This is a genomic window from Stutzerimonas stutzeri (assembly GCF_009789555.1).
GTDB lineage: Bacteria > Pseudomonadota > Gammaproteobacteria > Pseudomonadales > Pseudomonadaceae > Stutzerimonas > Stutzerimonas stutzeri_R.
The window spans coordinates 1,514,840-1,537,027 of the sequence record NZ_CP046902.1 but is presented as its reverse complement, the minus strand read 5'-3'; the positions used below and the strand labels follow the sequence as shown (position 1 = coordinate 1,537,027).

The 22,188-nt window shown below is 60.9% G+C and carries 24 protein-coding genes and 1 pseudogene; 11 read left to right on the top strand and 14 right to left on the bottom strand.

The window, feature by feature from the left end; genetic code table 11:
• The first annotated feature begins 205 nt into the window (after positions 1–205).
• Positions 206–715 (top strand): tyrosine-type recombinase/integrase, encoded by a 510-nt coding sequence (locus tag GQA94_RS07195; protein ID WP_233270251.1) that lies wholly within the window; start codon positions 206–208, stop codon positions 713–715.
• A gap of 157 nt (positions 716–872) precedes the next feature.
• On the opposite strand, the gene GQA94_RS23525 is transcribed toward GQA94_RS07195, so the two are convergent.
• The 4 genes from GQA94_RS23525 to GQA94_RS07180 form a co-directional block, all read right to left on the bottom strand.
• A complete protein-coding gene (locus tag GQA94_RS23525) occupies positions 873–1,001 on the bottom strand; it encodes a hypothetical protein (RefSeq protein ID WP_256371960.1) in 129 nt (42 codons plus the stop codon).
• Positions 1,002–1,071: 70 nt separating this feature from the next.
• Positions 1,072–1,734 carry a transmembrane anchor protein gene (locus tag GQA94_RS07190; protein ID WP_158187369.1) on the bottom strand — a complete coding sequence of 221 codons (663 nt, stop codon included), beginning with the start codon at positions 1,732–1,734 and terminating at the stop codon, positions 1,072–1,074.
• Between the two features lie 12 nt (positions 1,735–1,746).
• A complete protein-coding gene (locus tag GQA94_RS07185; protein ID WP_158187368.1) occupies positions 1,747–2,484 on the bottom strand; it encodes a HupE/UreJ family protein in 738 nt (245 codons plus the stop codon).
• 47 nt (positions 2,485–2,531) lie between these two features.
• On the bottom strand, positions 2,532–2,891 hold the full coding sequence (locus GQA94_RS07180) for a hypothetical protein (RefSeq protein WP_158187367.1): 360 nt from the start codon (positions 2,889–2,891) through the stop codon (positions 2,532–2,534).
• A gap of 118 nt (positions 2,892–3,009) precedes the next feature.
• On the opposite strand from GQA94_RS07180, the gene mreA reads away from it, so the two are divergent.
• The 4 genes from mreA to GQA94_RS07160 are packed head-to-tail and all read left to right on the top strand — an operon-like array spanning position 3,010 to position 5,597.
• A complete protein-coding gene (gene mreA, locus GQA94_RS07175) occupies positions 3,010–3,297 on the top strand; it encodes a metal-sensing transcriptional repressor MreA (protein ID WP_042924893.1) in 288 nt (95 codons plus the stop codon).
• A gap of 9 nt (positions 3,298–3,306) precedes the next feature.
• Positions 3,307–4,440 (top strand): nickel/cobalt efflux transporter, encoded by a 1,134-nt coding sequence (locus GQA94_RS07170; protein WP_158187366.1) that lies wholly within the window; start codon positions 3,307–3,309, stop codon positions 4,438–4,440.
• A 3-nt stretch (positions 4,441–4,443) separates the two neighbouring features.
• Complete coding sequence (locus GQA94_RS07165) at positions 4,444–4,884, top strand: YqaA family protein (protein WP_158187365.1); 441 nt, start codon at positions 4,444–4,446, stop codon at positions 4,882–4,884.
• 47 nt (positions 4,885–4,931) lie between these two features.
• Entirely contained in the window at positions 4,932–5,597 is a 666-nt protein-coding gene (locus tag GQA94_RS07160) for a TraX family protein (RefSeq protein WP_233270250.1), read from the top strand.
• A 17-nt stretch (positions 5,598–5,614) separates the two neighbouring features.
• Here GQA94_RS07160 and GQA94_RS07155 read toward each other — a convergent pair whose 3' ends face one another.
• From GQA94_RS07155 to GQA94_RS07140, 4 genes are read right to left on the bottom strand one after another with little or no spacing between them, the layout of a single operon-like run.
• Complete coding sequence (locus tag GQA94_RS07155; protein WP_158187363.1) at positions 5,615–6,067, bottom strand: chromate resistance protein ChrB domain-containing protein; 453 nt, start codon at positions 6,065–6,067, stop codon at positions 5,615–5,617.
• A 14-nt stretch (positions 6,068–6,081) separates the two neighbouring features.
• Positions 6,082–6,408: a rhodanese-like domain-containing protein gene (locus tag GQA94_RS07150; RefSeq protein ID WP_158187362.1), complete on the bottom strand. Its 327-nt coding sequence runs from the start codon at positions 6,406–6,408 to the stop codon at positions 6,082–6,084.
• Positions 6,409–6,418: 10 nt separating this feature from the next.
• Positions 6,419–7,783: a chromate efflux transporter gene (chrA, locus tag GQA94_RS07145; RefSeq protein WP_158187361.1), complete on the bottom strand. Its 1,365-nt coding sequence runs from the start codon at positions 7,781–7,783 to the stop codon at positions 6,419–6,421.
• Positions 7,776–8,720: a chromate resistance protein ChrB domain-containing protein gene (locus GQA94_RS07140; RefSeq protein WP_158187360.1), complete on the bottom strand. Its 945-nt coding sequence runs from the start codon at positions 8,718–8,720 to the stop codon at positions 7,776–7,778. Before GQA94_RS07140 ends, chrA begins: the two co-directional genes overlap by 8 nt.
• A 365-nt stretch (positions 8,721–9,085) precedes the next feature.
• Here GQA94_RS07140 and GQA94_RS07135 point away from each other — a divergent pair, with 365 nt between their 5' ends.
• Both GQA94_RS07135 and GQA94_RS23370 read left to right on the top strand, forming a co-directional pair.
• Positions 9,086–10,468, top strand: a complete 1,383-nt coding sequence (locus GQA94_RS07135) for a cytochrome c (RefSeq protein ID WP_008567169.1) — start codon at positions 9,086–9,088, stop codon at positions 10,466–10,468.
• The gene (locus GQA94_RS23370; protein ID WP_008567170.1) at positions 10,458–11,411 is read left to right on the top strand and encodes a c-type cytochrome; all 954 of its coding nucleotides are present in this window, start codon (positions 10,458–10,460) and stop codon (positions 11,409–11,411) included. The genes GQA94_RS07135 and GQA94_RS23370 overlap by 11 nt, the downstream gene beginning before the upstream one ends.
• A gap of 181 nt (positions 11,412–11,592) precedes the next feature.
• On the opposite strand, the pseudogene GQA94_RS23230 reads toward GQA94_RS23370, so the two are convergent.
• Positions 11,593–11,740, bottom strand: a pseudogene (locus tag GQA94_RS23230) (integrase); the annotation flags it as partial.
• A 130-nt stretch (positions 11,741–11,870) separates the two neighbouring features.
• Between GQA94_RS23230 and GQA94_RS07125 the strand changes: the two are divergent.
• A complete protein-coding gene (locus tag GQA94_RS07125) occupies positions 11,871–13,301 on the top strand; it encodes an IS1182-like element ISPmo1 family transposase (protein WP_158187359.1) in 1,431 nt (476 codons plus the stop codon).
• A 208-nt stretch (positions 13,302–13,509) separates the two neighbouring features.
• On the opposite strand, the gene GQA94_RS07120 is transcribed toward GQA94_RS07125, so the two are convergent.
• The 5 genes from GQA94_RS07120 to dsbD are packed head-to-tail and all read right to left on the bottom strand — an operon-like array spanning position 13,510 to position 18,462.
• Positions 13,510–14,427, bottom strand: a complete 918-nt coding sequence (locus GQA94_RS07120) for a c-type cytochrome (protein WP_042922162.1) — start codon at positions 14,425–14,427, stop codon at positions 13,510–13,512.
• Positions 14,424–15,071: a c-type cytochrome gene (locus GQA94_RS07115; RefSeq protein ID WP_042922164.1), complete on the bottom strand. Its 648-nt coding sequence runs from the start codon at positions 15,069–15,071 to the stop codon at positions 14,424–14,426. Before GQA94_RS07115 ends, GQA94_RS07120 begins: the two co-directional genes overlap by 4 nt.
• Before the next feature lie 57 nt (positions 15,072–15,128).
• Positions 15,129–15,905, bottom strand: coding sequence for a thiol:disulfide interchange protein DsbG (gene dsbG, locus GQA94_RS07110; protein WP_042922167.1), 777 nt, complete (start codon positions 15,903–15,905; stop codon positions 15,129–15,131).
• Complete coding sequence (locus GQA94_RS07105; protein WP_042922170.1) at positions 15,902–16,717, bottom strand: TlpA family protein disulfide reductase; 816 nt, start codon at positions 16,715–16,717, stop codon at positions 15,902–15,904. The genes dsbG and GQA94_RS07105 overlap by 4 nt, the downstream gene beginning before the upstream one ends.
• A complete protein-coding gene (gene dsbD / locus GQA94_RS07100) occupies positions 16,717–18,462 on the bottom strand; it encodes a protein-disulfide reductase DsbD (protein ID WP_158187358.1) in 1,746 nt (581 codons plus the stop codon). The genes GQA94_RS07105 and dsbD overlap by 1 nt, the downstream gene beginning before the upstream one ends.
• Positions 18,463–18,654: 192 nt before the next feature.
• Here dsbD and GQA94_RS07095 point away from each other — a divergent pair, with 192 nt between their 5' ends.
• The 3 genes from GQA94_RS07095 to GQA94_RS07085 all read left to right on the top strand — a co-directional run bounded on the left by GQA94_RS07095 (position 18,655) and on the right by GQA94_RS07085 (position 22,159).
• A complete protein-coding gene (locus tag GQA94_RS07095) occupies positions 18,655–19,350 on the top strand; it encodes a response regulator (protein ID WP_042922173.1) in 696 nt (231 codons plus the stop codon).
• A complete protein-coding gene (locus GQA94_RS07090; RefSeq protein ID WP_042922174.1) occupies positions 19,347–20,681 on the top strand; it encodes a sensor histidine kinase in 1,335 nt (444 codons plus the stop codon). The genes GQA94_RS07095 and GQA94_RS07090 overlap by 4 nt, the downstream gene beginning before the upstream one ends.
• An 89-nt stretch (positions 20,682–20,770) precedes the next feature.
• A complete protein-coding gene (locus GQA94_RS07085; RefSeq protein ID WP_034008187.1) occupies positions 20,771–22,159 on the top strand; it encodes an MBL fold metallo-hydrolase in 1,389 nt (462 codons plus the stop codon).
• Positions 22,160–22,188: the final 29 nt, after the last annotated feature.

The following is a 22,188-nucleotide window of genomic DNA, read 5'->3' as shown; positions in this document are numbered from 1 at the left end:
GATTTGAGCCGATTACGACAGGCAGCTTTTGGCCGGTTAGCGTCCCTTGCCCGAGCTAACCATCCTTGTCCTCCCGTACGCGGAGGACACTTCCATGAACACCAATGCCACCAACAGCTATCAACCCTGGAACAAAGGAAAATTAGTTGGACAGAAAGCCCCGCTCCGCCTGAGAGATATCTGGGCGATCCGAGTGAGACTGTAAATCGCCGAGAGAACCCGAGATCTGGCACTTTTCGATTTGGCCATCGACAGCAAACTGCGAGCGTGCGATTTAACCAAGCTCCGCGTGCGCGACGTTGCTCATGGCGAGCACGTGTCATCGCGAGCCATCGTGATGCAGCAGAAAACCCATCGACCCGTTCAGTTTGAGATCACTGAGCAAACTCGGGTGGCACTCGCGGCCTGGATACATCAAGTACAGCTCCGCAGCGAGGACTACCTGTTTCCTAGTCGACTGCATAACTCAGTCCATCTATCCACTCGTCAGTACGCTCGTATCGTCAAAGGCTGGGTGAAAGCCATTGGCCTTGACCCAGCCATGTATGGCACTCACACAATGAGACGCACGAAGGCATCACTGATCTATCGCAGGACGAAGAACCTGCGAGCCGTTCAACTGCTGCTCGGCCATACAAAGCTGGAGAGCACCGTTCGATATCTGGGAATTGAGGTAGATGGCGCTCTGGAAATGGCGGAACAGACCGAAGTTTGACCATACGTAGCGACGGTCAAAGTTAGGCCGTCGCTAACCGGCCAGAAAGCAGTCACACCTAAGGTGCATGATGTAGCGGTAGCCGAGAAGAAGGGGAATTTGCTGATTGTCACGTGCAAGTAGACTCCTTGCGCGTGACAACAACGCGTTTTAGTTCTTAGTCGTGAGAGTGACCGTGGCTTTCAACTTCGGACTGGGTTTCCGGCTCGCCGCCGCCACAGGCCGACAGCAGGCCAAGCAGACAAACCAACAGCAGGGAGCGACTCAGGGTAGTTGTGCTTTTCATCATGTAATCCTTTGTATTTCGATCATGAAAGTAGAAGCCCCAGCGCCGGATGACGCAGGGGCTTTTTGCCTCAGATAACGCGTTTGACGCTCAGGTACTCGCCCTTGGTCTTCAGCGTGATGGTCACGTCACTGTTGCTGCGGTTGCGCCAGAACCAGCCATGAGTGCCATCGAAGATGGCGGTGAACTCGCCTTTGTCACCCTTGATCTGCTTGGCTTTGCTGTAGCTGTGGTAGTAGCCCTTGGGGCCGTTGTAAGGCTCGCCATGAGTGTCGTGGTTGACCGGTACGCCATTGGTTGTCCACTCGTAGCTGACGGTGGCCTTGTTGAGCATCTCCAGCTTGATTTCACTGGCCTCGCCCGGCTTCAGGGTGACGGTTATCTCGTCAGACTTCAGGGCTGGCTGAGGTTCTGCTTCTGGTTCAGCCACAGGCGCTGCCGCGACTTGCTCTTGAGCTACCGGCTGAACAGGCGCGGGGGCTTGCACAACGGGGGCCGCAGCGGGTTGAACCGCTGCATCCGCAGCCGCTTCTTCGGCCAGGATTATCTTCATTTCGCCCATCTGGGTCAGGCCGAGTACGCGACCAGCGCCTGTTGGGTCGATGGCGTACTCCGAAGGCATCACCACGGTGACCAGCAAGGCGGCGGCAACGCCCACGGCAATTACGGTGGAGCGCAGCAGTTGGCCGCTGGTAGGCAATTCGCTTTGAGTCGGAAGCTGGGTATTGAACATGCTGAGAATTCCTTACTGAGAGACGATCAGGCCAGTGAGCTGGTAACCCATCAAGAGGAAACCGGCGCTCATCATGGCGACGTTGGCGGTGTAGGCATGGCGCCAGAAGCTGGCGGTACGTCGCCAGTAGCCCATGACAATCAGGATGGCGCTCAGGGCCAGGAGCTGGCCGATCTCGACGCCGACGTTGAAGGCAACCAGGTTGGCGATCAGGCCGTCTGCCGAGATCTCGTATTCCTGAATCTTGGTCGCCAGACCGAAGCCATGCAGCAGGCCGAAGATCAACGTGGCTGCCTTGGTATCGGGCTGATAACCGAACCAGCGCTGAAATGCGCCCAGGTTATCCAGCGCCTTGTACACCACCGAGAAACCGATGATGGCGTCGATCACATAGGAGCTGATGCTGATTTCCGCCAGTACACCGAACAGCAGCGTCACGGTGTGGCCCACGGCAAACAGGGTGACGTAGAGACCCACGTCTTTCAGGCGGTAGAGGAAGAAGATCACCCCGAAGAGGAACAGCAGGTGGTCGTAGCCGGTGATCATGTGTTTGGCGCCCATGTAGATGAACGGCAGCACCATCACCCCGGAGCTTTCCTGGATAAAGCCCTTGTCGCCCTCGGCAACGGCGTGGGCCAGCGCCTCAGGCATGCCGATAAACAGCAATGCCGTGAACAACAGCAGCAGTAATAACGAGCGATTCGGGCGCACGACAGATGCGCCCATTGCGCTCATGGATAGCGAATGCATGGTTGAGTCCTAAATTAAAGGGATCTTGGGCCGCGCAGCGGCCTGTGTCAGAGCACGAATGTGTCGCGGGGTGGCCGTTCGATCAGGAAGATCGGGCTGGGGGGAATGGAGTAGCGCGGAGCTTCTATCGGCTGCGCACGCTCTGGCAGCGTGCTGATGCTCAGCAGCGTGGTCAGGTGCGGTGTTTCATGCACATGGTCGGCGGTCAGCGAGGAGTGGTAGTGATCCGCGCATGCCGCGCAGGTAAATACGCTGTCGTCGTGTGCATGCGAATGAGCACCGCCGCTGTTGCCCCCGGCTTGCTGACTCGCACCCATAAACAGCGCAGAGGTGTGCCCGGCCCAGGCCATCAGGATGGCGAGAGCAAGGGCAAAAATCACCTTGGTGCTGATGGGTTTGCTGAGCATGTAGTGTTTCTTTCAATGCCTAAGCGGGTGGCTTTTCTGGGGAGGTAGCCGGTTTGACCATATCCCCCCCAGGGGGATAGCATGCGAGCGTAATTCATCGACGCACGAGACTCAAGGCATGAGCGATCACGAACACGGCCACCAGCACCAAAGTCATGGCGACATCATCAAAAGGTTGAAGCGTGCGGAGGGCCACCTGCGCAGCATCGTCACCATGATTGAAGACAGCCGTGCCTGCGTCGACATCGCTCAGCAGCTGCATGCCGTGGAAAAAGCCGTCTGCCAGGCCAAGCGTGTGCTTATCCAAGACCATATCGACCACTGTCTGGAACATACAGTCGAAGCACTTGCGGTAGGCGAGCGCGCTTCACTCGAAGACTTCAAGCAAATCACCAAGTACCTCTAGGCCCCTCCCATGTCGAGTTTCGCCGAATTGCTGCAACAGGGGGGCTCGCAGGCCTGGCTGTACTTCCCCAGCGCCATTCTGCTGGGTGCTTTGCACGGCTTGGAGCCTGGGCACTCGAAGACCATGATGGCGGCGTTTATCGTGGCCATTCGTGGCACGGTGAAGCAGGCCATTCTGCTAGGCCTTGCCGCAACGCTTTCGCACACCGCCGTAGTCTGGCTGGTGGCCATGGGCGGCATGTACCTGGGGCAGAATTTGGATGCCGAAACTACCGAGCCTTATTTCCAGCTAGCGTCCGCCGTAATCATTATCACCATCGCCCTGTGGATGCTCTGGCGCACCTGGCGTGGCGAGCAGATGTGGCGCTTCGAGGAGGGGGATGAGCATCAACACGAGCATCACCACCACGATGAAACGCACCGTATTGATACCGGGCACGGGCGTATCGAGCTGTCGATCTTCGAGGAAAGCACTCCACCGCGCTGGCGACTGAAGACTTTGAGTGGTCATGCCTGGCCGGCTGCCGAAGTAAGCCTGCTGACGACTCGCCCCGATGGACTGGCCCAGCAATTTTGCTTCGTCGACCGGGGGGACTATCTGGAGTCAGTGGACGAGATCCCTGAACCCCACGAATTCACCGCGCGCCTAATCCTGGGGCATACAGGTCACTCCCACGACTATGACCTGGAGTTCCGCGAGCACGGCCACGGTCATGACCATGAGCACTCCGAGCTGGAGGGGCTTGAGCTGTCGCTGGAAGGCTATCAGGATGCCCATGAGCGGGCGCATGCCAACGACATCCGCAAGCGCTTCAGTAACCGCAACGTCACCACCGGCCAGATCATCATGTTCGGCCTGACGGGCGGGCTGATTCCCTGCCCGGCAGCGATCACCGTGCTGTTGCTCTGCCTACAAGTGAAAGAAGTCGCGCTGGGTGCCGTCCTGGTGCTGTGTTTCAGCATTGGTCTGGCCATCACCCTGGTCACCGTTGGTGCCGCCGCCGCTATTGGCGCTCGGCAAGCCTCCAATCGCTGGCCCTGGCTCGGCGTTGTCGCGCGTCGCGCCCCTTACCTGTCCAGCCTGCTGATCATTGGGGTGGGGATTTACGTTGGCTTCCACGGCTGGATCGGCCTGAACGCCTAGCCGATGTGGGAGTTATCCGGTTATTTCGGCCTGTTCTTCGCCGCTTTCGGTGCCGCCACGCTGCTGCCCATGCAGTCGGAGGCGGTGCTGGTCGGGTTGCTGCTGACCGACCGCTACGCGGCCTGGGCACTGCTGGCAGTGGCCACCACTGGCAATGTGCTGGGTTCGGCACTGAACTGGCTGCTGGGCCGTTCCATCGAGCATTACCGGCACAAGCGCTGGTTCCCCGTCAGCGAAGGCAAGCTGGAACAGGCCCAGCAGGCCTATCACCGCTTCGGGCGCTGGTCGCTGCTGCTCAGTTGGGTGCCGATCATTGGTGATCCGCTTACCGTGGTCGCCGGCGTCATGCGTGAACCCTTCTGGAGTTTTCTGTTGATCGTGACGCTGGCCAAGGCCACCCGCTATCTGCTGCTGGCGGCGCTGACACTGGGGTGGCTCGGGTGAGCCCGCGTGCGCGCGACGCCAACCTGGATCTGCTCAAGTGGCTGGCGATGCTGAGCATGCTGCTGGATCACCTGCGCTACGTCTGGCCGCAAAGCGAATGGCTGTTCATAGTCGGGCGCTTGGCGTTCCCGCTGTTCTGCTTGGGAATCGCAGCGAATGTCGCACGCTCGCAATCGGGAGCCTTGTACACCGAGGATAATGTTCGTTACCTGGGCTGGATGGCGGCGTTTGCCGTGATCTCAGAGCTGCCCTATCGCCTGCTGTCCAGCGAAAGCAGCACGCTCAACGTGATGCCCTCGCTGCTGTTGGGCCTACTTATCGCCTGGGGCGCGCATCACCGTGGGCGCGACGGTTTTGTTCTGGCTCTGACTGGCGTGGCTGTGGCTGTAATGATCCAGGAGCGGCTGATGTACGGCGTTTTCGGCGCACTGCTGCCGGCAGCACTGTTACTGGCCATTCAACGCCCAGGTCTTGTGTGGCTATTGCCTGCCGCACTGTGCGTACTGGCCAACAGTCGCAACCGCTGGCTCGCCGAGTGGGAGTTGCAACCCTTTACCCTGCTGATAGTGGCCGTCGCCTTCGCCGCTCCAATGCTTGGGCTATGGCTGCTGCGCCGACCGGGCCATTTCAAGATCTGGCCGGTCAAGCGCTGGGGCTATTGGTTCTACCCTGGCCATCTGGCTGCACTGTATCTAATCAGCTCGCTCGGCTAATACCAGCGGCTGCCGCTTCACATCTGCGGCGGCCAGTTATGCGACTCGCCCTGACAGTCCTTACACCAGGCGTACAGAGCGTCGTATATGACCAGGCCGTGGCGCAGCATTTCATGGTCATTGGTGAAGGTCTTTGACAGCCCTAAAGAGATGGCATACAGCCCAGCCGACTGAGGGGTGAGATCCAGTCTTGAGGTATCGGCACCGCGCACTATCTGCGCCAGTTGCTGCAATGCCGGCTCATCCAACTGGTACTTCTTCAGGAATGCATCGAAGCTGCACAGCTCGCCTTCGTGGGTGAACTCCACACCTGGGATGTCATAGGGCGTAGCGCCTTCCTCCCGCGCCAGGCGCAGCACATCACCGCTTGGCACATAGAGAAACTCCGGCTCTGCATCGATAAAGCGAGCGATCAGCCAGGGGCAGGCAATCCGATCAATCTTCGGGCGTTCGCGGGTGATCCATTTCATGCAGCACCTCCTGCCTACTTGGATAGGCTCCGGGTGGGCCGGCCAGCGCCGTGCCAGCCAGCAAAGCCATCGATCAAGTAGCGCGCATCCAGGCCCATGGCCTCCAGTGTGGCGGCGATGCCCTGGCTGATTTCATGCCCCTTGGCGCAATAGACAATCACTGGCCTGTCCCGTGCAACCTGATCTTTCCAGGTGAAGACATCCTCAGGATCACGCCAATGTGCGCCGGGAATTTCTTCGGCATCGGCAAGCCGCACGCTCGTACGGCGCACATCCAGCAAAGTGAACGTCCGATCTGCTGCCTGCCATTCCGCCAGTTCGCATATCGAGATTCTGCTCATCTTCCACCTTTTAGTTTTGCAGCAGGTGTACCACCAGGCCGGCCAACGCACAGGCCATCAGCACTTGGATGACACCGCGCTTAAAGCGAAACAAGGCCACCGCTGCCGCCAGAGCAATCAGCGCCGAAGGCCAGTCGAAAGTCCCCTCGAAGCCTTGCGGCCAGAGCACGTGATAACCAAAGAACAACGCCAGGTTGAGGATCACCCCGACCACTGCGGCGGTGATGGCCGTCAGCGGCGCGGTGAACTTCAGTTCGTTGCGGGTCGATTCCACCAGCGGGCCGCCCGCGAGAATAAATAGGAAGGACGGCAGGAAGGTGAACCAGGTGACCAGGCTGGCGGCCACGGCCCCGGCCAGGAAGGCCTGATCAGCCCCGAATACCTGCTGCACATAGCCACCGACAAAACCTACAAAAGCCACCACCATGATCAGTGGCCCTGGCGTGGTCTCGCCCAGAGCCAGACCGTCGATCATCTGTGTCGGGGTCAGCCAGCCGTAGTGGCCGACTGCACCCTGGTAGACATAGGGCAGCACCGCATAGGCACCGCCGAAGGTCAGCAGTGCGGCCTTGGTGAAGAACCAGCCCATTTGCGTCAGCGTACCTTCCCAGCCGAACAGCGCGGTCAACAGCCCCATGGGCAGCGCCCACAATGCCGCGCCTATCGCCGCCAGCAATACCAGGCGCGGCCAGCGAAAACGAGCATGTTCCGGTGTTGGGGTGTTGTCATCAATCAACGCCGGCCCATAAGACTGCTTGGCAGCGCCATGACCACCGCCAACGCTGAACTTCTCTGGGACGAAACGCCCGCCGAAATAACCGATCACCGCCGCACCCAGTACGATCAAAGGGAACGGCAGGTTAAAGGCGAATATCGCCACGAACGAGGCGGCGGCTATCGCCCACAGCCAGTTGTTCTTCAGTGCGCGGGAGCCGATGCGGTGAGCGGCCTGTACCACAATGGCGGTCACGGCGGGCTTGATCCCATAGAACAGTCCGGCCACCACCGGCACATCGCCGAAGGCGATATAGACCCACGACAGCGCGATCAGGATAAACAGCGAGGGCAACACGAATAGCACCCCGGCAATCACGCCGCCCCAGGTACGGTGCATCAGCCAGCCGATATAGGTGGCCAACTGCTGGGCCTCCGGGCCGGGCAGCAGCATGCAGTAGTTCAGGGCATGCAGAAAACGCCGCTCAGAGATCCAGCGCCGACGCTCCACCAGCTCCTGGTGCATGATCGAGATCTGTCCGGCTGGGCCACCGAAGCTGATGAAACCGAGCTTGAGCCAGAACAGAAAAGCCTGGAACAAACTGACAGGCTCGGCACGTGGCAGATCCTGCTCTACAGACGGCAGTGTGGTCTCATTCATCAGGGGTCTCTTCTTTCACAAATGCCGCGAGCAGGCCATCGAAGATGGCGCAGGCAGCGGTCAGCAGGTGGTCGTCATTGAGGATGGTTTCGCGCAGCCCGGCCAGTACACGCTCGATACCGGCAGCCTCGGCGGGTTGAACGCCACCGACATCCAAGTAATGCACCAGAGCAGCAATGCGGCTTAGGCCTGGCTCGGCCAGCGCAAAGCTGGCTTGCAGGGTTTCGAAGGTGACGCGACTGCCGACATGGCTAAAGGTCGCGCCGTCGAAATCGAAACCCAGCGCCTCCGTAGGGCAATCACTTGGCGTGTCCAGCCAGAGAATGCGGGCGCTCGGATCAATGCAGCGCCGGATCAGCCAGGCGCTAGCCAAGCGGTCAACCCAGGGCCGCTTGCGCGTAGCCCAGAGGCGGCCTTGGTAGTCGCGACGATCAAGCTGCTCAATAGGCTGATCGTGGCTGCTCGGCTCATCCTGCGATAACGCGCGGCTGATGGCCGTTTCCAGTGTCTTGAGGGCCGTATCGGTCTGTTGCCGCGCTGCCGCAGGGAAGAAATCGATGGCCGCAAGCTGCGCAAACGCCTTGCGCAGCTTGCGTACCTGCTTGGTGCTGGTGAGGGCGTTATCCGAAGTCAGTTGAGCCTGGCACGCCTCGATCTCGACGCGCAGCTTGGCGTAGTCCTCACTACGGTCGAACAGTTCGATAAAGCGCTCGCCTTGCGGATCATTGATGGGCAACAGAAAGGCCGTGCCATTGCTGCCCAGGATGTCGCGCTCAACAGCTTCCAACGCTTCCCGGCAGGCGGGAGTGTCAGGCAGCAAATAGACCCCATCGCGCAGTACCGCTGCGCCACTGCTCTTGAGGGCACGCCAGGCACGCATACGCTCCGTGGCGTTAGCGGTCGGTAAGGCGATGATCAGAGACAACCAATTATTCATGTAGAGTAAAATACTGATTAGGTAGTAAGCTCTACCATATTCCTGCGCTGGGTGATTGTGAAGCACTATTAGTTGGCCGATGATTGCCCGTTACGACTGGCAGCTTTTGGCCGGAGGCGGACGTTGTTAGCAGGCTGTTATCGGCCAAAAGCCGCCGTCACTTTATTAATGCCCCTTTAATACTCCTCTGTGAAAATTTCCAGTCAAGAAAATGGCCGTGCCTATGATCGACTGATCGAGGTCAATGGGTGGTGTTGTTCGTCAGCCATAATTAAGTCGTAGTCCGGCCGCGTTTTGCAGAACAGCGAGACATGGGCGAGCTGAATACGTCGCTACTTCGCTATCTCGCCTAGAAGGATGAATCAATGAAACAGTGGCAACGCAATATCCTTATTTTGGCCATCGGTGGCGGGGTTCTGGCTTTTGCGCTGAGCCAGGTGTTACCGAGCTTTCGCACCGCCAGCAGCGGCATGACGATCGATACCAACGACGCCGCACTGATCAAGCGCGGTGAATACATTGCCCGCACCGCCGACTGCGTGGCCTGCCATACCACGTTGGGCGGCAAGCCGTTCGCCGGTGGCCTGCCGATGTTGACGCCTCTGGGCGCCATCTACTCCACCAACATCACGCCCGACCGGGAAACCGGCATTGGCGAGTACACCTTCGACGACTTCCTGAACGCCACCAAGCACGGCGTACGCAAGGACAACAGCGCGCTTTATCCAGCCATGCCCTATCCCTCGTACGGCATCATGCCGGATGAGGACATCGCCGCGATGTACGCGTACTTCATGTCGGCCGTAGAGCCTGTCAACCAGCCCAACAAAGCAAGCGAACTACCGCCTGTGCTCAACTGGCGCTGGCCGCTGGCCTACTGGCAGGCCCTGTTTGCCGCCGAGCGCGATTTCGTGCCGGAGACGAACGACCCGATGCTCACCCGCGGCCAGTATTTGATCGAAGGGCCGGGCCACTGTGGCTCGTGCCATACCGAACGCGGCATCGGCTTCCAGGAAGTGGCGCTGTCCGACGCCGGCTCGGATGAATTCCTCAGTGGCGCCATCATCGATGGCTGGCGCGCCAAGAGCCTGCGCGGCGAGCATCGCGGCCTAGGTACCTGGAGCACCGCAGAGCTGGCTGATTTCTTCAAGACCGGCCGTACCGGCACCACCGCAGCCTTCGGTGCTATGGCCGAGGTGGTCGAGCACAGCACGCAGTACATGACCGATGACGACATCCAGGCCATGGCGGCTTACCTGAAAACGCTCAGCCCCGCGCCAGGTAAGGAAATCGACCTCCCGCCGAAGCAGGATTTCACCACCCAGAAACTGCTGGATGGCGTCTACGACTCGCGCGGCGCGCTGCTGTACGTCGAGTATTGCCAGGTTTGCCATCGCGCCGATGGCAAAGGCGTGCCCCGAATCTTCCCAGCGCTGGACGGTAACAGCGCGGTGTATTCACGCTATCCGGACTCCGTATTACAGATCACTCTCAGCGGCGGTCGTATGCCCGACACGCCCCATGACCGCATGGCCTTTTCCATGCCGGCATTCAACACGCTCGCCGATGCCGATATCGCTGAAGTCGTTAATTTTATCCGCAACAGCTGGACCAACCAGGCGAGTGAGGTGACGGTTGGCGATGTCGTCGCCATGCGCCATTTCCTGAGCAAAAAACCTCGCGTTGGAACCGACCTACCGCCCGACCTGAGCGTGACCCACACGGAGCAAGGAGTTCATGGTGAATAAACTGTTCTTGAGCATTCTTGCTCGGCGCGGCATCAGCCATGCGCGCCGCGGCGCCCTCCCGCTAACGGCCGCAGCCATCATTGCCGCCACGACGAGCGCTTGCTCCGAGCCGGAGCCAACACAACGCAATGCCGCCCAGTACGATCTGGTCACCCTGGACGATGCCAACCAGAAAATCGGCCGCTATACCATTCCGCAGGACACTGCGATTGTCGATGAGCCGAACGCCGATCAGATCTTTTATGGCAAGCGCCTGCTCAATGAAACCAAGCGCCTGCTGCCGGAGCATGTCGGCGCCGCCATGAACTGCAACAGCTGTCATATTGCGCAAGGCAAGATTCCGCTAGGCGACCCGTACATCAACAGCTTTAACTTTTACCCGCGCGTCATGCCACGGGCCGGCAAGGAAGTTGATCTGGTGGGCCGCATCAATGGCTGCTTCCAGCGCTCGATGAACGGTAAGCCAGTGCCTCGCGATTCCGAGGAAATGAAGGCGATGGTTGCCTATATGGAGTGGCTGGCGCAGAGCACGCCCAAGGATCAGCTGGTCGATATCCGCAATGCCGGCGTCATAGACGAGAGCTTGGTGCCCGACCCGGAGCACGGCGAACAGATCTATTACGCCCAGTGCGCTACCTGTCACGGCGACAATGGCGAGGGTATCAAGGACAGCCGCGGCGATATCGTCTTTCCGCCACTGTGGGGCGAAGAGTCTTTCAACATCGGCGCCGGCATGGCGCGAACCTATAAAGCGGCCGCTTTCGTCAAATACAACATGCCGATGGGCATTCAAACCAAGGGCCTGTGGGGTCATGGTAATGTGCTGTCCGACCAAGACGCCGTGGATGTCGCCGAATTCTTCACTCACAAGCCGAGACCTGACTTTGTCGGCAAGGTTAACGATTGGCCCAACAGGCCAAGACCTAAGGATGCTCGCTATTAAGGAAGTTCTAAAACTGGCTGACTCGGAAGCGGCTCCGGGCCCTCTTATGTCCTGTTGGCGTCGGCCTGGCCTCAACCGTCGCTGTGCATGGTCAGACCTTGATCTGTTCAGCCATCTCCAAGGCGTCATCGACCTTAACGGACGGACCCGCTCGGGCTTGCTCTGTTATCTCAAACGATAGGAGATCGAAGAGAGCCAGATCACGGACTTTTTCTGCAATTTGAAGCCTTACTCGGATCGCCCAGATATTTCTCAGTCGGAGCGGGGTTTTCTGCCCGACCAATTTCCCTTTTCCGGGGCTGACATCTGCAGGTAGTAATGATGTTCATGGCAAGTCCTCCACGTGTGGGAGGACAAGATGACTAGCCAGAGCGTTGGTCGCTAACGGCCCAGAGTGTGTAAAAACATCCCGGTAAACCCTTGCTATGATTTCCGAGAATCTCATCGCAAGGGACGCCCATGAAACGGTTTATCCAGGGTGAACATCGAGGTCAAAGCACCTTACTTCCCGAAAGCCTCGACGACTACGTCAGCGATACCAATCCGGTTCGGGTGGTTGACGTTTTCGTCGATGAACTCGATTTGGCCAATCTAGGTTTTGATGGCGTCATTCCAGCCGAAACCGGCAGACCTGCCTACCACCCGGCGATCCTGCTGAAGATCTACATCTACGGTTACCTAAACCGAATTCAATCGAGCCGACGTCTGGAGCGAGAAGCCCAGCGCAACGTCGAACTCATGTGGCTAACCGGGCGTTTGATGCCCGATTTCAAGACCATCGCCAACTTCCGAAAAGACAACAGCAAGGCCATTCGCGGCGTCTGCCGCCAGTTCGTTTTGCTCTGCCAGCAGTTGGGGTTGTTTGACGAAAACCTGGTTGCCATCGACGGCAGCAAATTCAAGGCAGTGAACAACCGTGACCGCAATTTCACCAGCGCCAAACTGAAGCGGCGCATGGAAGAAATCGAGGCGAGCATCGGCCGTTATTTGGCTGCGCTCGATGCGGCTGATCGACAGATTCCTAGCGCCTCCGCGCCAGACATTGCCAGCCTGGAAGATAAAATCGCCAAGCTCAAATCGCAGATGAAAGAGCTCCAAGGGATCGAAACTCAGCTCAACGATTCCCCTGACAAACAGGTTTCGCTGACCGACCCGGATGCCCGTTCGATGATGACGCGCGGCAGCGGTATCGTCGGCTACAACGTGCAGACGGCGGTCGATACGCAGCACCATTTGATTGTTGCTCATGAGGTCACCAACAGAGGTTCTGATCGCGACCAACTCAGCTCGATGGCCAAGCAAGCTAGGGAAGCCATTGGCGCAGAAACATTGTCGGTAGTCGCCGACCGAGGCTACTTCAAGGGTGAAGAAATCCTCGCCTGTCACGATGCAAACATCACCGCTTATGTGCCAAAGCCGATGACTTCAAGCGCCAAGGCTGATGGCCGGTTCAACAAAGATGCCTTCGTTTATGACGCGACGAAAAACGAATATACATGCCCGGCTGGAGAGGCACTGATTTGGCGATTCTCCAGCGTTGAGAAAGGCATGAATATGCACTGTTACTGGAGTTCAAAGTGCCAGAGTTGCGCGCTGAAAACCCAGTGCACGCCAAGCACAAATCGTCGAGTAAGGCGCTGGGAACATGAAGCGGTGCTGGAGGAAATGCAACGCCGGCTGAACCAAGCACCGGAGATGATGCGGGTTCGAAAACGGACTGCTGAGCATCCCTTCGGGACGCTCAAACAATGGATGGGAGCAACGCACTTCCTGACTCGAAAACTGAATGGGGTGAGCGCAGAAATGAGCTTGAATGTGCTCGCCTACAACTTGAAGCGGGTGATGAAAATCATCGGCACCGAAGGCTTGTTGAAGGCGATGGCGGCGTAAAAGCCCAGCTTTTACTGCCCCAAGAGGTGCCAAAGCGCTTCATACGCGCTCTGAAGCGTTACCGGCGCTGATCGCGGTAAATAATCGGGAAATTGCCATGCTCAGGAGCAATGGGCTGAAGCACGCACGATAAGAAAGGGTTTTTACACACTCTGGGCCACAAGCGGACTGTCAACGCAATGTGAGGAAACTAGCGGCTGCCTGCTTCTCAGATCCCCTTCCCTAGCATCTTGCCGTTTACGATTTCCCCGTAAAGGTTCACGCCGTCATTGGCGTGGTACTTATCTCGGGTTTTCTCGACTGAGCCATCAATCAAGCGTGGGTCTTGCGGTCGCTCGTGACTGTTCATGAAGGCCGCCACGTTCCAGGCGTCTTCATCTGGCAGGGTGCCGCCTTTGCCCAGTGGCATGTTTTCCTTGATGAACGCCGCAGCCGTGTTGATTCGATGCATGCCTGCACCCCAGTTGAACGAGTCCGCCCCCCAGAGTGGCGGGAATACATAAAGGTCACCAGACTTCTGCCCTTCCCCGTTTGGCCCATGACAGACGGCGCACTGTGCGTCGTAGACCTGTTCTCCCTTCGCCAGGTCGTAGCCGCCTTCGGGTTGTGGCACTTCCGGATAGGCCCGACCGGGCAGCTCTTGCCCCGTGGGTGCTCCGGTTGCAAGCCAGTAGGAATAGGCTGAAAGCGCGGCGATAACGGGGCCGTCCGCCTCGGGCGCCTTGCCATTCATGCTGAACTGGAAACAGCCCTGAAGGCGCTCGGCATAGCTGTTCACCTTGTCGTTTTTCTTCCGGTACGCCGGGTACATGGTGTAGGCGGCCCAGAGCGGTGCAGAGTTGGCTTTCCGGCCCTGTTCGAGGTGGCAGTTCGCACAGGCCAGGCCGTTGCCGACATAGTCGGGCGCATGCGTCTTGGTATCGACGAATATGGCGCGCCCTTGCTGTACCAACTGCCCGTAGGCGTTGTCAGGCAGTTCGCTTTCCTTTGGCGGTTGGAAGTACTTGCTGCTGGCGGGATCACCGGCCCCGGTCAGGATCTGCGACTGATCTTCCATCGCGATGTCGTCCGCGAGCACCGGGAAGGCCAATGACATCAACAGCAGTGCGGTTGTATGGGGCTTCATTTGGCTGCTCCTTTGTCGGTCAGGCCTGCGAAGTACGTCGAGACCGCCGTTACCTCGTCCTCGGTCAAGCTACGCGCGATGTGGCCCATCAAGTCGTTGGGGTCGTTCTTGCGGGTGCCCTGACGCCAGGCGGTCAGCTGCGACGACAGGTACTGTGCCGACTGTCCGGCCAGCGGTGGAAAGGCGTCGCCGACTCCCGTTCCGCTGGGGCCGTGGCAGGCGACGCACTCGGGGATCTTGCGATCCCAGGCGCCGCGCAGCGCAAGGGTTTCGCCAGGCCCGTCGACCAACGCGGTGCGGTCGATTCGCTCGACCTGCGGTTGCGGCTTGTCAGCCAGCATCGTCGAGACGGCTTCGACTTCCTCACGACTCAAGGCTGCGGCAATCGGCTGCATGATTGGATTCGCCCGCGCACCGGACGCGAAATCAGCCAGTTGTTTGCGTATGTAATTTGCCGGCAAGCCCGCAAGACGGGGAAATCCTGCAGCGGCCATGCCTTCGCCCTCGGCGCCGTGGCAGGTGGCACACGCCATCGCGGCGGGGTTGGCCCCGCCTTTGCTGTACACCGCAGCGGCATCCGCGGCGTGCGCGGACACCGAAATCGCAAGGAAGAGCCCGGCCAAGGGCCAGAGGGGGACGTTCATGTAGCCTCCAGATCATTCTTGTTATAGGTGCCGGTGCTGACTGACCGTGTGGTGTTGCTAGCGTTTTGACAACGGCCCCATGATGCCATTCAACGCCTCGGGACGAGGCGCGCCCTGATGCTGCTGCAGACGCCCTTGCTCATCCAGGTAATAGATAGCCGGGGTCGCCGAGGCGCCCATTTCGCCCATCAGGGTGAGGTTCGCCTCGAGCTGTTCATTCACCTCGGGCGCGATGCGCTCGACAGGTTTGAGCGTGCTGGCCTTGCCCGCGGCCTCGTGCTCATTGAGAGCCGCTTCAGGGTCTTTCGCGGCCAACAGCGCCGCGGCTTTACCCGCGCTGTCCGGGCGCAACATGCCGACCATGACGTGACGGAGCTGAACGTCGCCCGCTTCGACCCAGGGCCGCGCCTGTTTCCAGAACATGTTGCAGAACGGGCAGTTCGGGTCAGAAAACATATAGATCACCCGTGGCGCCTCAGCCGCGCCATCAGCTATCCAGGTGCTGCTTTCGAGCCGCTGCCACATCTCGCTGCTCATCGGCTCATACACAAGCTTTTCAAGCGGTGCCTTGGTCAGGTCTTCGCCAGCGGCATCCAGCAAACTGCCGACCACGACATGATCACCGTCCGGTGTCAGATACAGCGCAATGCCCTGTCCGTTGTAACGCGCCGCGTAGCCCTTTAATCCGCCCGGCGCGTCGAAACTGCCGACCACTTTGGCTCCGCGCGCTTCAATGGCCTGAACTGCGGGAGGCAGCGTTTCGGCCAGCGCCCAGGGCGTCGGCAGTAAGGCGAGCGTTGAGATAAAAAACGAAAGTGAACGTACCGGTTTCATGGCTGGGTTTTGACCTCTAGTTGCTCAAGGGCGCGCGCCAGGCTGGCACGGGACAGTTCACCGAGATGGCTGCCAACTTGGCGTCCCTCGGCGTCATAAAAAAGCGTGGTGGGCAGCGACGCAGACCCTACGTGCTGGCCCAGACGACCGCCGGTGTCGAGCAGAACGTTTTCCAGGCCGAGCCCTTCGGCTTCGAGGAAGTCGGCGATCAATCGCTCGCCCTCGCCCTGGTTGACGAACAGAAAGGTCACGTCGGTGTTTTCTTGTTGCGCCTGCGCAAGGACCGGCATTTCACGCCGACAGGGCGGGCACCAAGTGGCCCACAGGTTGACCACCAGCGGCTTGCCAACGTAATCCTGCAAGGCGACGGGTTTACCCCCGTTGTCCCGCAGGCCCATCTCAGGCAGTCGCGTGCCCTGCTCGAACGCGTGCAACGCAAAGGTCCCGAACCCCCAGCTGAGCACACCCACCAGCACCGCTGCGCCCAGCGGTCGGCGCAGCCCGCTGTCGCGCCAGGCCAGCAAGGAGCCCAACAGAACGGCCACCACCAAGCCCGGCCAGGCAATAAAACCGCCGTCACGTATGTCGATCACGCGCCAGGGCTCATCTCGGAAATGCTCGACGTACACCAGCACGAAGGCCAGCCGCGCGACCAGTAGCGCCACCAGCAGCAGCCTGAAGAGCTGTTGTTCCGGATTCCGCTCGCTGCGCCGCCCAACCCACCAGCCGGTCAGCATCGCTATAAACAGGCTCACCAGCATCAGCACATGTGGGACGGCAAGTGCCAGTGGCCCCAGGTTGATCGTCAGCATCAGCCACGCTCCATAGTCTGGTTCCATCTGTTCAGAAATTGATTCGCATCGACCTCGCCGGTGATGCGCTGGGTACGTCGCTCTTCCCCGTCCGGGCCGATGAAGAGCAGCGTCGGCGGCCCCATGACCTGATAGCGGTTCAGCAGCTCACGACTGGCGGGATCGGTCTGCGTCACGTCCGGCCGCAGAATCCGCACGCCAGTTAGCGCCGCCTGCACCTGCGCGTCGCCGAACACCTCCTTTTCCATGACCTTGCAGGACACGCACCAGTCGGCGTAGTAGTCCACCAGCACCCACTGGCCCGCGGCCCTGGCGGCAGCCAGCTCACGATCAAGGTCGGCCGGCTCGCTGAAGCCGACAAATCCGTGTGCAGGCTCTGCACCTTGCGAGGACGCAACGCTGCCCGTGAATACACCGAGCGGCCGCAAGACGTCCTGTGCGCCGCCAGCCGCTCCGAGCAGCAACGCTACGCCCCATATACCAGCCAGCGACGCCACCGCGCGGCTGAGCGCCTGATGCCGCACCAGTTCCCGCGACAGGTGCAACAGCCCGCTGGCGCCCACGACCAGAAGCGCGCCCCACAGCCCTACCCAGAGTGGGTCGGACAACAGCGGACGCAGCACGTAGAGGGCGGCGACCAGAAACAGGAAACCGAAGGACACCTTGACGCGATCCATCCACGGCCCAGGCTTGGGCAGGAAGCGATTGCCCACTGTCACCAGCAGCACCAACGGCGTACCGATCCCCAGGCCCAGCGCGAACAACACCAGGCCACCGTTCAGGGCGTCGCCGCTTTGGGCGATGTACAGCAGCGCCGCGGCCAGCGGTGCGGTCATGCAAGGGCCCACCAGCAGCCCGGACAACACACCCAACGCGCTGGCCCCGGCGAGGCTGCCGCCCCGGCGCTGGCGGCCGGCCTGCTCCAGCCGATCACGCAGGCCCGCCGGCAGTTGCAGTTCGAAGAAGCCGAACATAGGTAAGGACAGCAGCACGAACAGGCCAGCGAAACTTGCGATCAGCCACGGCTGCATCAGCCATCCCTGCAGATTCGCACCCAGTAGCGCCGCCACCACTCCGAGGGCGGCGTAGACCAGCGCCATGCTGAATACATAGGCGCCAGCCAGCGCCATGCCGCGGCGAGGCCCGGCCTGGCTACCCACCACGATGCCGGCCAGGATGGGTAGCATCGGCAGCGAACAGGGCGCAAAGGCAAGCAGCAGGCCGAGTCCGAAGAAGATCAGCAGGCTCCAGCCCAGCGACTGCTGCTGTAGCCCGCTGGCCAGGGCCTGGTCGTCGGCCTGAACCGGCATGGACGGAGGGGTGCTGCTGCCGCCCAGCTCTACCGTGCGGCTCTGCGGCGGATAGCACAGGCCGGCATCGGCGCAGCCTTGCCAGCCGAGTTCAAGCGACGCGAGATCCGCATCGGGGAGCTGCACTTCCAGGCTGTCGCGATAGATTCGCGAATCACCAAAATATTCGTCGTGGTACGCCTCGCCAGGCGGCAACTGGGGCTCGATCCCCGGTGGCAGCCCTGCGAATCGCAGGCGCTCCTGGTAGAGGTAATAGCCGGGCGCAATGTCCCAGCGCAGCACGACTCCGCCAGCGTCAGGCTGCTCGACGTGCAGCGTGAACGCTTCGTCCACGGGCAGAAAGTCCTGCTGCTTCTGACCGAAGGTGAACGGCGAAGCGTTCGCCAGCTGCACGGACCATAGGCAGCAGGCCAGAAAGATAAAAAGCGCTCGCATGCACAACACCCGATTACCCGATTCGACGGCGAGCTTGCCGACTCGGGATTAAGAGGCGATTAACGAGGCTTGCCCGGACACAACCTGTAAGGCTGAGAGGCGTTGAGGCACGAGCAACTCGGCGTACCATCTGCTAACGCGCCGTTAATCCAGGCGGACGATACTGACTGCTGCCTATCAAGCGATTCCCACATGCACGTACTGCTGACAGAAGACAACGCACTGATCGCCAGTGGCATCGTCGCCGGGCTCGAAGCCCAGGGCTTCAGCGTGGCCCATGCCGCTACGGCCGGGCAGGCCGACTCGCTGCTGCGCACAGCCAGCTTCGACCTGATCATTCTCGATCTGGGCCTGCCTGACGAAGACGGCCTGCGCTTTCTCCAGCGCCTGCGCCGCCGTGGCCTCGAGCTGCCTGTGCTGATCCTGACTGCCCGGGACGCGGTGACCGAGCGGGTATCCGGGCTTCAGGCAGGCGCTGACGACTACCTCGTCAAGCCCTTCGACCTGCGTGAACTCGCCGCCCGCCTGCATGCCCTGCTGCGCCGCGCTGCCGGTCGGGCTACGCAGATGATCGAACACGGGACGCTGAGCTACGATCCCGCTGCCTGTGCGGCGTTCATGGCAGGCGAACCCGTAGACCTGTCGCGCCGTGAACAGGCGCTGCTCCAGGCGCTGCTGCAGAACCCCGGCCGCGTACTATCGGCCGAGCAGCTCAAGGACGCCGTGTACGGGCTGGGCGATGACGTCGAAAGCAACGCCCTGAATGTCCATATCCACCATCTCAGGCGCAAGCTGGGTAACGGCATCGTCGAAACCGTCAGGGGGATAGGTTATCGCCTCGGCCCTGCCGGCCATGCGTCGGCTCCCACCGAGGCACCCGACCCATGAGCTTGCGCCTGCGCCTGACCCTTACCCTTGGCTCGGCCTTCGTGCTGCTCTGGGCGCTGGCCGCGACCTGGATGCTCTTCGACGTTCGCAATCAGTTGATGCAGTCCCTCGATCAGCGCCTTGCTGCGTCGGCGCGGATGGTTGCGGGCTTGCTCGTGCAATTGCCGCAGCCGCAACTGGGCGAAGGCGGGATCACCCGGCTGAGTGCGGAACAGCTGGGCATCGAAAACGGCCTGGCCTGCCAGATCAGCTCCTTGCGGGGTGAAATCCTGGCGCGCAGCCATGCGGCGCCTGACAGTGCACTCGACGCTCAGCGCACCGGCTTCCACGACCAGATGATCGGCGATACCGCCTGGCGTAGCTTCACCTTCATCCAGAACGGCATGCGCATCACCACGGCCGATCGCCTTGACGAGCGCACCGCACTCCAGCGCTCGGTGCTCCTGGCCGCAGCACTGCCGGTTTTCGTCGCGTTGCTGGGCAGCCTGATCGTGTTGTGGATCGGAATCGGCAACGGCCTAGCGCCGCTCAGACGAATCCGCACGGCCCTGGCGCAACGCAGCGCCGACTCGGTGGAGCCGTTGCACATCGAGCGACTGCCGCGAGAGCTGACGCCCCTGGTCGAAACCCAGAACCAGCTGTTCGCGCGGATCGCGCACATGCTCGAACGCGAACGCCGGCTGACCGATGACGCCGCCCATGAACTGCGCAGCCCGCTGACCGCCATCAAGACCCACCTGCAGGTGGCGGCCATGACCGAGGGCGATACCGCGAAACGGGCATTGGCCCAGGCCGAGGTCGGCACGGATCGTCTGCACCGGATCCTCGAACAGCTGCTCATGCTGGCGCGAGTGGAAGGCCGCGTGTCCTTTGATGACGGGCTCAGTTGCACGGCGCTCGAAGTCGCGCAACTGGCGATCGCTGACGCCAGCCAGCAGCCTGGGCCGCACATCGAGCTGTGCGGGGCGCAAGAGGTCTCCCTTCGCCCACTGGCGATGCCGCCCACCCTGGCGGTCGCGGCATTGCGCAACCTGCTCGACAATGCCCGCCGCCATACCCAGGACGGCACGACCATCCGCTTGACGATCTCCCAGCTGGATGAAAGCCGGGTTCGCTTCAGCGTGCAGGATCACGGCTCGGCCATCCCGCCGGAAATGCTCGAGCGTCTGACGGAGCGCTTCTGGCGCAGCGGCGAAGGTGAAGGCAGTGGTCTGGGCCTGTCCATTGTCAAGGCGATCGCCGAGCGCTGTGCCTGCGATCTGCGTTTCGTACCGCAGGCGGATGGTCTCGTCGTCGAGCTGGTGGTCAGCCTGCAGGCTCCCGCTCCCTGATGACGGCATCTCGATAGCCTGAACGTCCAGCCACGCACACCGTCCGAATAGTTGACTGAGCAATCCGTTAACCATCGTCGGAGGTGGCAATGCTTGTTTTCGAACCTTTTTATACAGACGGCCTGGCGCAGATTTCCTATCTGATCGGCGACAGCAAGGCCGCGGTAGCCGCGGTCATCGACCCCCGCCGCGACATCGATATCTACCTGCAAATGGCCAAGGCGCGAGGCCTGCGAATCGCCTACGCCATCGAAACACATATCCATGCCGACTTCGTGTCCGGCGCCCAGGCGCTGGCGAAGCGCACCGGGGCACAGATCATCGGCGGTCGCGCGGATAACTACGAGTTCGAGCTTCGCCAGGTCAGCGGTGGCGAGACCATAGAGCTCGGGCAGGCCACGTTGCAAGTCATGCACACGCCCGGGCATACGCCAGAACACATCTCCCTGCAGCTGTTCGACGCCCAGCAGGGCGACCAGCCGATCGCGCTGTTTACCGGCGACACCCTGTTCAACCTGGACGTCGGGCGCCCCGACCTGCTGGGCGAAGGCAGTGAACGAAAACTCGCCGGCGCGCTGTACCACACACTTTTCGATCACTACCTGCCCCTTGGCGACCGGATCGAAATCTACCCCTGCCACGGCGCCGGCTCGGCCTGCGGCAAATCCATCGGCGACCGACGCCACTCCACGCTCGGCAGCGAGCGTCTCTTCAACCCCGCGTTGCGCGAGCAGCGGAGCGAGGACGAGTTTATCGATTGGCTACTGGCGGACATGCCGGAACCACCCCGTCACTACGCGCGCCTGAAACAGCTGAACGTGCGTTCGGCCGTACAGATGGAGGGCGCTTCCCTACCACCGCCACTCGCGCCGTCCGAGTTCGAGACACTGGCGGCGCGCGGCATGCAGGTCGTGGACGTCCGCTCGATCCTCGCGTTTGGCGGCGGGCACGTGCCCGGGGCGATCAACATTGCCCTGCGCAACGAGTTCGTGAACTGGGCTGGCTGGATGCTCGACGACGCTCGCCCGATCCTGCTGGTGGGCGAATCGGCCGACGATGTTCACCAGGCTGTCACCCAGCTCTACCGGATAGGCCTTGACGATATTCGCGGCTATCTACGCAACGGCATGACGGACTGGCAGAACGCGGCGCTACCGCTGAACAGGCTTCAGGAATGGACGGTTCATGAACTGAATGCACGTCGTGAAGCGCCCGATGTGCAGGTGCTGGATGTACGCAGCCCTCAAGAGGTCGCGGCGGGCCGGGTGCCTGGCGCTAGGCACATCTTCGTCGCGCACCTTGCTGACCGGCTCAACGAGCTGGATCCGGACAAGACCACCGCCACCTACTGCGGCTCCGGCTATCGCGCCTCCATCGCCGCCAGCATCCTCAAGAAGGCCGGCTTTTGTGATGTGGCCAATGTCCCCGGTTCCTGGATGGCCTGGAAGGCGGCAAACCTGCCGGTTCAGGAAGGCTAACGTCTTATCCGGTCGCGCGCAGGTGTCTG

Excerpts from the sequence above, each read along its gene's own strand:
- GQA94_RS23370 (WP_008567170.1), top strand. The coding sequence starts at position 10,458 with ATGGTGAATAAACTGTTCTTGAGCATTCTTGCTCGGCGCGGCATCAGC.
- GQA94_RS07095 (WP_042922173.1), top strand. The coding sequence starts at position 18,655 with ATGCACGTACTGCTGACAGAAGACAACGCACTGATCGCCAGTGGCATC.
- GQA94_RS07135 (WP_008567169.1), top strand. The coding sequence starts at position 9,086 with ATGAAACAGTGGCAACGCAATATCCTTATTTTGGCCATCGGTGGCGGG.
- GQA94_RS07120 (WP_042922162.1), bottom strand. The coding sequence starts at position 14,427 with ATGAAGCCCCATACAACCGCACTGCTGTTGATGTCATTGGCCTTCCCG.
- GQA94_RS07180 (WP_158187367.1), bottom strand. The coding sequence starts at position 2,891 with ATGCTCAGCAAACCCATCAGCACCAAGGTGATTTTTGCCCTTGCTCTC.
- dsbD (WP_158187358.1), bottom strand. The coding sequence starts at position 18,462 with ATGCGAGCGCTTTTTATCTTTCTGGCCTGCTGCCTATGGTCCGTGCAG.
- GQA94_RS07185 (WP_158187368.1), bottom strand. The coding sequence starts at position 2,484 with ATGCATTCGCTATCCATGAGCGCAATGGGCGCATCTGTCGTGCGCCCG.
- GQA94_RS07085 (WP_034008187.1), top strand. The coding sequence starts at position 20,771 with ATGCTTGTTTTCGAACCTTTTTATACAGACGGCCTGGCGCAGATTTCC.
- GQA94_RS07140 (WP_158187360.1), bottom strand. The coding sequence starts at position 8,720 with ATGAATAATTGGTTGTCTCTGATCATCGCCTTACCGACCGCTAACGCC.
- GQA94_RS07150 (WP_158187362.1), bottom strand. The coding sequence starts at position 6,408 with ATGAGCAGAATCTCGATATGCGAACTGGCGGAATGGCAGGCAGCAGAT.
- GQA94_RS07155 (WP_158187363.1), bottom strand. The coding sequence starts at position 6,067 with ATGAAATGGATCACCCGCGAACGCCCGAAGATTGATCGGATTGCCTGC.
- GQA94_RS07105 (WP_042922170.1), bottom strand. The coding sequence starts at position 16,717 with ATGCTGACGATCAACCTGGGGCCACTGGCACTTGCCGTCCCACATGTG.
- GQA94_RS23525 (WP_256371960.1), bottom strand. The coding sequence starts at position 1,001 with ATGAAAAGCACAACTACCCTGAGTCGCTCCCTGCTGTTGGTTTGTCTG.
- GQA94_RS07190 (WP_158187369.1), bottom strand. The coding sequence starts at position 1,734 with ATGTTCAATACCCAGCTTCCGACTCAAAGCGAATTGCCTACCAGCGGC.
- GQA94_RS07165 (WP_158187365.1), top strand. The coding sequence starts at position 4,444 with ATGTGGGAGTTATCCGGTTATTTCGGCCTGTTCTTCGCCGCTTTCGGT.
- GQA94_RS07090 (WP_042922174.1), top strand. The coding sequence starts at position 19,347 with ATGAGCTTGCGCCTGCGCCTGACCCTTACCCTTGGCTCGGCCTTCGTG.
- dsbG (WP_042922167.1), bottom strand. The coding sequence starts at position 15,905 with ATGAAACCGGTACGTTCACTTTCGTTTTTTATCTCAACGCTCGCCTTA.
- GQA94_RS07170 (WP_158187366.1), top strand. The coding sequence starts at position 3,307 with ATGTCGAGTTTCGCCGAATTGCTGCAACAGGGGGGCTCGCAGGCCTGG.
- GQA94_RS07125 (WP_158187359.1), top strand. The coding sequence starts at position 11,871 with ATGAAACGGTTTATCCAGGGTGAACATCGAGGTCAAAGCACCTTACTT.
- GQA94_RS07115 (WP_042922164.1), bottom strand. The coding sequence starts at position 15,071 with ATGAACGTCCCCCTCTGGCCCTTGGCCGGGCTCTTCCTTGCGATTTCG.
- mreA (WP_042924893.1), top strand. The coding sequence starts at position 3,010 with ATGAGCGATCACGAACACGGCCACCAGCACCAAAGTCATGGCGACATC.
- chrA (WP_158187361.1), bottom strand. The coding sequence starts at position 7,783 with ATGAATGAGACCACACTGCCGTCTGTAGAGCAGGATCTGCCACGTGCC.
- GQA94_RS07160 (WP_233270250.1), top strand. The coding sequence starts at position 4,932 with ATGCTGAGCATGCTGCTGGATCACCTGCGCTACGTCTGGCCGCAAAGC.